Source organism: Pantoea sp. AG702 (genome assembly GCF_003182295.1).
Lineage (GTDB): Bacteria > Pseudomonadota > Gammaproteobacteria > Enterobacterales > Enterobacteriaceae > Pantoea > Pantoea ananatis.
The window spans coordinates 225,019-232,253 of sequence record NZ_QGTU01000007.1 but is presented as its reverse complement, the minus strand read 5'-3'; the positions used below and the strand labels follow the sequence as shown (position 1 = coordinate 232,253).

General features: G+C 52.9%; 6 protein-coding genes. 1 reads left to right on the top strand and 5 read right to left on the bottom strand.

Annotated features, from left to right (window positions below):
* Positions 1-464 precede the first annotated feature (464 nt).
* Positions 465-1,865, top strand: coding sequence for a multidrug transporter subunit MdtD (mdtD, locus tag DFO57_RS18125; protein ID WP_013023912.1), 1,401 nt, complete (start codon positions 465-467; stop codon positions 1,863-1,865).
* Here mdtD and rbsR read toward each other — a convergent pair.
* The 5 genes from rbsR to rbsA form a co-directional block, all read right to left on the bottom strand.
* Complete coding sequence (gene rbsR / locus DFO57_RS18120) at positions 1,862-2,845, bottom strand: ribose operon transcriptional repressor RbsR (protein WP_014604728.1); 984 nt, start codon at positions 2,843-2,845, stop codon at positions 1,862-1,864. The genes mdtD and rbsR overlap by 4 nt on opposite strands.
* A gap of 13 nt (positions 2,846-2,858) precedes the next feature.
* The gene (gene rbsK / locus DFO57_RS18115) at positions 2,859-3,788 is read right to left on the bottom strand and encodes a ribokinase (RefSeq protein WP_014594922.1); all 930 of its coding nucleotides are present in this window, start codon (positions 3,786-3,788) and stop codon (positions 2,859-2,861) included.
* Between the two features lie 61 nt (positions 3,789-3,849).
* Positions 3,850-4,725 carry a ribose ABC transporter substrate-binding protein RbsB gene (rbsB, locus tag DFO57_RS18110; RefSeq protein WP_026020887.1) on the bottom strand — a complete coding sequence of 292 codons (876 nt, stop codon included), beginning with the start codon at positions 4,723-4,725 and terminating at the stop codon, positions 3,850-3,852.
* Positions 4,726-4,751: 26 nt separating this feature from the next.
* Positions 4,752-5,723 (bottom strand): ribose ABC transporter permease, encoded by a 972-nt coding sequence (gene rbsC, locus DFO57_RS18105; RefSeq protein WP_013023916.1) that lies wholly within the window; start codon positions 5,721-5,723, stop codon positions 4,752-4,754.
* The gene (rbsA, locus tag DFO57_RS18100) at positions 5,720-7,228 is read right to left on the bottom strand and encodes a ribose ABC transporter ATP-binding protein RbsA (protein WP_014332979.1); all 1,509 of its coding nucleotides are present in this window, start codon (positions 7,226-7,228) and stop codon (positions 5,720-5,722) included. Before rbsA ends, rbsC begins: the two co-directional genes overlap by 4 nt.
* Between the last annotated feature and the right edge of the window lie 7 nt (positions 7,229-7,235).

Sequence of the window (7,235 nt, the reverse complement as noted above, 5' to 3'; positions counted from 1 at the left end):
TCGTGAGGCTTTGATATTTTTTACGTCCGGAGACGCTGATATCAATCCTGCGAGTGCCCACACAGATTGTCTGATAAATTGTTAAAGAGCAGTGCGAACAGCGGGTTAACCGCCTGTCGCGAGGTGGCGTATATTACGCTTTCCTCCTTCAGAGTCAACCTCTTTTTCAGAAGTTTTTCTCCGGCGGAAACTCCTGGGAGCCTCCTGCTGAACACCGCGTTACGTAAGCCGTTGTGCCGTGTCAGTGGAGGCGCATTATAGGGAGTTCTTTCTGAGTGACAAGCATTAATTATAAAAAAATGACTGAGCGGTTTATTTTTAAACGAACGAGGTAAAAAGCACCACTTCCTGCCTAAACAACGCACGGAAATCACCACGTAGTCTCTGAAAGAGGCGTATTGTGCATTTCTGCCAATGCTATTCTTCTTCATTATCTTTGCTGAAAACATTACGAAGGACGCTCAATGATTAAATCCGCGCGCAGTATGGCCGGTCTGCCATGGATTGCCGCTATGGCATTCTTTATGCAGTCACTGGATGCCACGATATTGAACACAGCCCTGCCCGCGATCGCCACCAGTCTTGACCGTTCCCCGCTTGCCATGCAGTCCGCCGTCATCAGCTACACCTTAACCGTTGCCATGCTTATCCCCGTCAGCGGCTGGCTTGCAGATCGTTACGGCACACGCAAAATCTTCATGATTGCCGTTTCGCTCTTTACCCTTGGCTCGTTAGCCTGCGCCTTGTCGCCTTCTTTATCTGTTCTGGTTACCTCCCGTGTCATTCAGGGCGTTGGTGGTGCCATGATGATGCCGGTAGCGCGCCTGGCACTCTTGCGCGCCTATCCGCGCAGTGAACTCTTACCCATCCTTAACTTTGTGACGATGCCGGGGTTAGTGGGACCGATCCTGGGGCCGCTGTTGGGCGGTGTAATGGTGACGTATGCCACCTGGCACTGGATATTCCTGATTAACATCCCTATTGGCATACTGGGCATATTCTATGCGCGTAAATATATGCCTGACTTTACTACGCCTAAACGCCGCTTCGACTTTCTGGGCTTTTTACTCTTCGGCATCGGGTTGGTGATGATCTCCACCGGGATAGAGCTATTTGGTGAGCGTATCGTCTCCCCCTGGATTGCGGCCGGGGTGTTGTGTGGCGGTGTTGTGTTATTGCTTCTTTATATTGCGCACGCCCGACGTCACCCCTCTCCCCTTATTAATCTGCCGATGTTTAAGACCCGCACCTTCTCGGTAGGTATCATTGGCAACATCGCCTCGCGGCTTGGTACAGGCTGTGTGCCGTTTTTGATGCCGCTGATGCTTCAGGTGGGTTTCGGTTACTCGGCTATTCTGGCGGGATGCATGATGGCGCCCACGGCCGTAGGATCTATTCTGGCAAAACAAAGCGTGACGCAGCTGCTGCGCTGGTTTGGTTATCGCCGCTTGCTGGTCAGCATTACGGTGATTATCGGGTTCATGATTGCCAGCTTTTCACTGCAGTCACCTTCTGAAAGCATCGCATTATTATTGATACCGCTCTTTCTGCTGGGTATGGCGATGTCCACCCAGTTTACGGCGATGAATACCATTACGTTGGCTGATTTAGATGACGACAACGCCAGTGGCGGCAATAGCGTGCTAGCCGTGACACAACAACTGGCGATCAGTTTCGGTGTAGCGGTCAGCGCTGCTGTACTGCGTTTTTATCAGGAGTTTGATAGCACGACGGTAGAACAGTTCCATTCCACCTTCCTGACGATGGGCATCGTAACCGTGCTGTCGGCGCTAACATTTATGATGTTGCGCAATGGTGATGGACGTAACCTGATCAGCAATCGCGATAAAAAGAAAAAGGCTTAAACCGAGCCTCGCGGCACCAGCTCCGGCGTCAGTACCAGCGTTTGCTGGCTGACGTCGGGATTGCTCAGGCGGTGAATCAGCGTATCTATCGCCAGTTCGCCCAGTTCGTCTTTAGGTTGATGAATAGTACTCAGCGGCGGTGACATATAGCGAGCCAGTTCAATATCGTCATATCCCATCACCGCCATATCCTGTGGAATCTGCAGTCCGGCCTGATGCAATGCGTGATAAACGCCAACCGCCATCGCGTCGTTGCTGGTAAAAACAGCATGCGGCGGCGTTTCCAGCGCCAGCAATTCAAACATTGCGTTGTAGCCGCCTGAAAACTCAAAGTCGCCACTGACAACATATTCTGGCGGAACATGCAGACCGCTTTTCTGCATCGCCTGGTAATAACCTTCCAGTCGCATGCGTGCAGGTGTTTTATCAAGCGGCCCAGAAATACAGGCAATACGCGAGTAGCCACTGTCAATTAGGTGCTGCGTGGCCAGCTCTCCCCCTAACAACGCGTTATCCTGAATAATATCGCCATGGCCTTCAAAAGGTGCCCAGTCCATCATCACCGTTGGGATAGAAGGATAACGATTAAGGATTTCGGCCGAAGGCAGATGACTCTCGGTACACATGATAAGCAAGCCATCAACGCGCTTTTGCAGCAGCGTTTCCAGGCTACGATTCATGCGCGCTTCGTCGCCAGCGGTATTACAAAGAATCAGACTGTATCCCCGCTCATAGCAACTGTCTTCCACCCCACGCACGACTTCTGCATAAAAAGGGTTGCTACTGGCAGTCAGCAGCATGCCGATGGTATTGGTTTGGTTAAGCTTGAGGCTACGCGCTAATGCCGACGGCGCGTAGTTGAGTTCGCGGATCGCCTGTTCAATTTTTTCACGCACGCCGTCACTGACAAAACGGTTCTTGTTGATGACGTGTGAAACCGTTGAAGTTGAGACACCCGCCAGTCGGGCGACATCTTTCATCGTAGCCAAGCGCTTAACCCTGCTGCTGTAAAAAGTCGTCGATTTCCGCACGCCACGGTACAGAAGGCTGCGCACCTGAACGGGTTACCGCAATTGCCGCGGCGGCATGGGCAAAACGAACGGCATCATGCATGGCCTTACCTTCAAGGCGCGCAGTGATAAACGCACCGTTAAAGGTATCGCCAGCAGCAATGGTGTCGACCGCGTTGACCTCAAAGCCGGCAATACGTTGTCCCTTCCCATTTTCACTGAGCCAGACGCCACGGCGTCCCAGGGTGATCAAAACGGTAGCAATACCTTTTTCATGCAATGCGGCGGCGGCACGTGCTGCATCATCATCATTATTTACCGCAATACCGGTCAGAATTTCAGCTTCAGTTTCATTCGGCGTAATGATGTCGATAAGCGCTAACAAATCATCAGACAGTTTCGTTGCCGGAGCAGGATTTAAAATCACGCGGGTCTGATGCTGTCTGGCCAACGTCGCCGCAGCCAAAACGCTGTCCAGGGGCGATTCCAACTGCATCAGTAAGGCATCCGCCTGGGCAATGACCTGCTGGTGACGTTCAACATACTGCGGCGTCAATGCCGCGTTGGCGCCGGAATAGATGCCAATGTTATTTTCGCCTTCGCCATTCACGAAAATCATCGCCACACCCGTAGATTCACCCTCGACGGCTTCTACTGGATGCGTATCAATATTGTCCTGCGCGAGCTGCTGGCAAATACGTTCGCCAATGTCATCAGCGCCAACACAGGCTATAAAAGCGATATTCGCACCCGCACGACCCGCGGCAACCGCCTGATTCGCGCCTTTACCGCCAAACGCAATCTGGTATTTCTGCCCGATCACCGTTTCGCCAGGGCGGGGAAAATGAGCCAGATTAAGAATGTGGTCAGCATTAATGCTACCAAGAACGGCCAGTTTTGCGTTTTTGCTCATTGGAGGAGTCCAAAATAAGTGCGCCACCGACGGGTGGCGCAATGCCCTGCTTTTCTTTGATTTATTTGGTAACCAGTTTCAGATCGACCGGATTGACCGCCTGCACTTTTTCACCTTTCAGCACTTTATCAGCAGTCTGAACGCCGATCATGCCAATTTTCTCTGGCATCTGAGCCACGGTTGCGGCCAGCTTGCCACCTTCAACGGCTTTCACGCCATCAGGTGTGCCATCGAAACCGACGACCATCACATCGGTTTTACCTGCAGTTTGCAGTGCACGCAGCGCGCCCAGTGCCATTTCGTCATTCTGTGCAAACACCGCCTGAACATCCGGGTGCGCCTGCAGCAGGTTCTGCATAACGTTCAAACCCTTGGTACGATCAAAGTCTGCCGGCTGGCTGGCCAGGATCTGGAATTTATGTGCGTCAGCAGCCTGTTTAAAACCTTCGCCACGTTCACGCGCAGCAGAGGTCCCTGCGATGCCTTCTAACTCGATCACTTTCGCGTTATCACCCAGTTTACGTGCGATGTAGTCACCCGCCATCTTGCCGCCAAAGCGGTTATCAGATGCAACGTGACTGACTACCGTACCCTGTGCAGCTACGCGGTCCAGGGTGATCACCGGGATCTTCGCCTGGTTAGCCATTTTGATGGCGTTGCCGACAGCGTCAGAATCGGTCGGGTTAATCAACAGCACTTTCGTCCCGCGCACGGTTAAGTCCTGAACGTTAGCCAGTTCTTTTGCCGGGTTGTTCTGTGAATCCAGCACGACCAGGTTGTAGCCCAGTTTATCGGCTTCTTTCTGTGCGCCGTCTTTCAGTGAAACGAAGAACGGGTTGTTCAGCGTAGAGATAACTAAGGCAATGGTATCTTTAGCCATTGCGCTGGCGCTGAGCGTTGCACCAAGGATCACAGCTAATGCAGTTAACTTTTTCATCATTTTATCCTGTATTAAGGTCTGAGTTATTTGCTGCTTTTATTGTCCACCAGCACCGCCAGCAGAATGACTACCGCTTTTACGATCATCTGGTAATACGACGATACACCCATCAGATTTAAACCATTGTTCAAAAAGCCAAGGATTAATGCGCCAATTAAGGTGCCAACAATCCGGCCCTTACCTCCGGCCAGGCTGGTACCGCCTAATACAACGGCGGCAATCGCATCCAGTTCATAGCCTGTTCCGGCTGTCGGCTGCGCGGACGAAAGACGGGCGACTTCGATAGAACCCGCCAGCGCCGCCAGCATGCCAGACAGCGAATAAACAATGACTTTGACCCGATTGACGTTGATACCGGAGAGACGTGTTGCGGCTTCATTCCCCCCCAGTGCATAGATGTAGCGGCCCAACCGCGTGTGGTGCAGCATGTACCAGGCCGCCACGAACACCAGCACCATCAGCCATACGGGTGTAGGAATCCCCAACGGACGACCAATACCAAACCAGCCGAACAGATCGGCATTGTCATTAAAGCCGGTATTCACAGGGCTGCCGTTGGTATAAACCATGGTGACACCGCGCAGTAACAGCATCATCACCAGCGTGGCGATAAAAGCCTGCACCTTACCGCGCGCGACAATGGTACCGGTCACCGCGCCAATGGCTGCGCCCAGCGCCAGCGAGGCCGCAACCGCAACAAAGGCATTCACCTCCATTCCCACCAGCGATGCCGCCACCGCACCTGTGAGCGCCAGTAGCGATCCCACAGAGAGATCGATACCTGACGTCAGAATAACCAGCGTCATGCCCACCGCCATAATGGCGTTGACCGATGTCTGCTGCAAAATGTTGAACAGGTTTGCCACGGTAAAGAAATTAGGGCTCTGGCTGGCGACCACGGCAATCAACACAATCAGCGCAATCAGCGACTTTTGCTCAAGCAGCCAGGCTTTGCTGAACCAGCGACGGTTAGACGGAACGGTTTGGGTGGTCATACAACTAAATCCTCACTGTGTTGCTTACCAACGGCTGCGGCCATCAGGCTTTCCTGGGTAGCGTCTTCACGGGTAAATTCGCCGCTTAAACGGCCTTCATGCATCACGACAATACGGTCACTCATGCCCAGAACTTCTGGCATTTCCGACGACACCAAAATAATGCTCAGCCCTTCTGCCTTAAACTGGTTAATGAGCTGATAGATCTCTTTTTTTGCCCCCACGTCAACACCGCGCGTCGGTTCATCGAGAATCAACACGTTGGGGCGCGTCATTAATCCGCGGGCAATCGCGACTTTCTGTTGATTACCGCCGGATAGCAGGCCAATCGGCTGCTCCATTGACGGGGTTTTAACGTTAAACAGACGGATAAAATCGCTGACGGCGAGCTGCTCTTCAGCGTGCCTGAGCCTGCCGCCCAGGTGACTGAAGTAGCGCAGTGCGGTCAAAGACATGTTCTCTTTGACTGACATGCCCAGCACCAGGCCATCGCGCTTACGGTCCTCCGATATATACACGATGCCATTGCCAAGGCCATCCTGCGGTGAGCGGGTCACCACTTCACGTCCACTCAGCCAGATCTGCCCGGCGCTGCGGGGCGCAGCACCGTAGAGGATTTTCATCAGTTCGGTGCGCCCAGCGCCCATCAGGCCAGACACGCCAAGAATTTCACCTTTGCGCAGGGTAAACGAGACGTTATCGACGCCAGGCCCGCTGAGGTTTTCGACTTTAAGGCGCACGTCGCCAGGCGCCTCGTCCAGATGGGGATATTGATCTTCCAGCTTACGGCCCACCATCATCTCAATGAGGCTTTCTTCGCTCAGATCGCTGACGGCACGCTCAGCAATAAACTGACCATCACGGAACACCGTGACATCATCGCAAATCTCAAAAATCTCTTTCATGCGATGGGAGATATAGACGATGCCGCATCCCTGTGCTTTGAGCTCGTTGATAACGCGGAATAACGACAGGGTTTCGGTATCGGTCAGCGCGTCGGTCGGCTCATCCATAATGATGACTTTCGACTCAAAGCTCAGCACTTTAGCGATCTCGACCATTTGCTGATCGCCGATGGATAAATCGCCCACCAGTTTGTGGCTGTTAAAACGTAAATTCAGGCGCTTTAGCAGCGCGTCAGCTTCGGCATACATCCGTTTCCAGTTGATGCAGCCCAGGCCATTAACGAATTCGCGGCCAAGAAAAATGTTTTCCGCGACGGTTAACTGGGGGATCAGGTTAAGTTCCTGATGGATAATACCAATGCCCGCTTCCTGAGAAGCCTTGGGTCCGCTAAACGTCGTTTCTTCACCCAGCCACAACAGTGAACCGGCATCACGACTGTAAATGCCGGTAAGCACTTTCATCATGGTCGATTTGCCCGCGCCGTTTTCCCCCACCAGCGCCATAACGCGTCCCGGCCAGACTGACAACGATGCGCCATTCAGTGCTTTGACGCCCGGAAATGATTTTTCGATGCCTTTAAGCTGCAGTAACGGTTGCATAATGGCC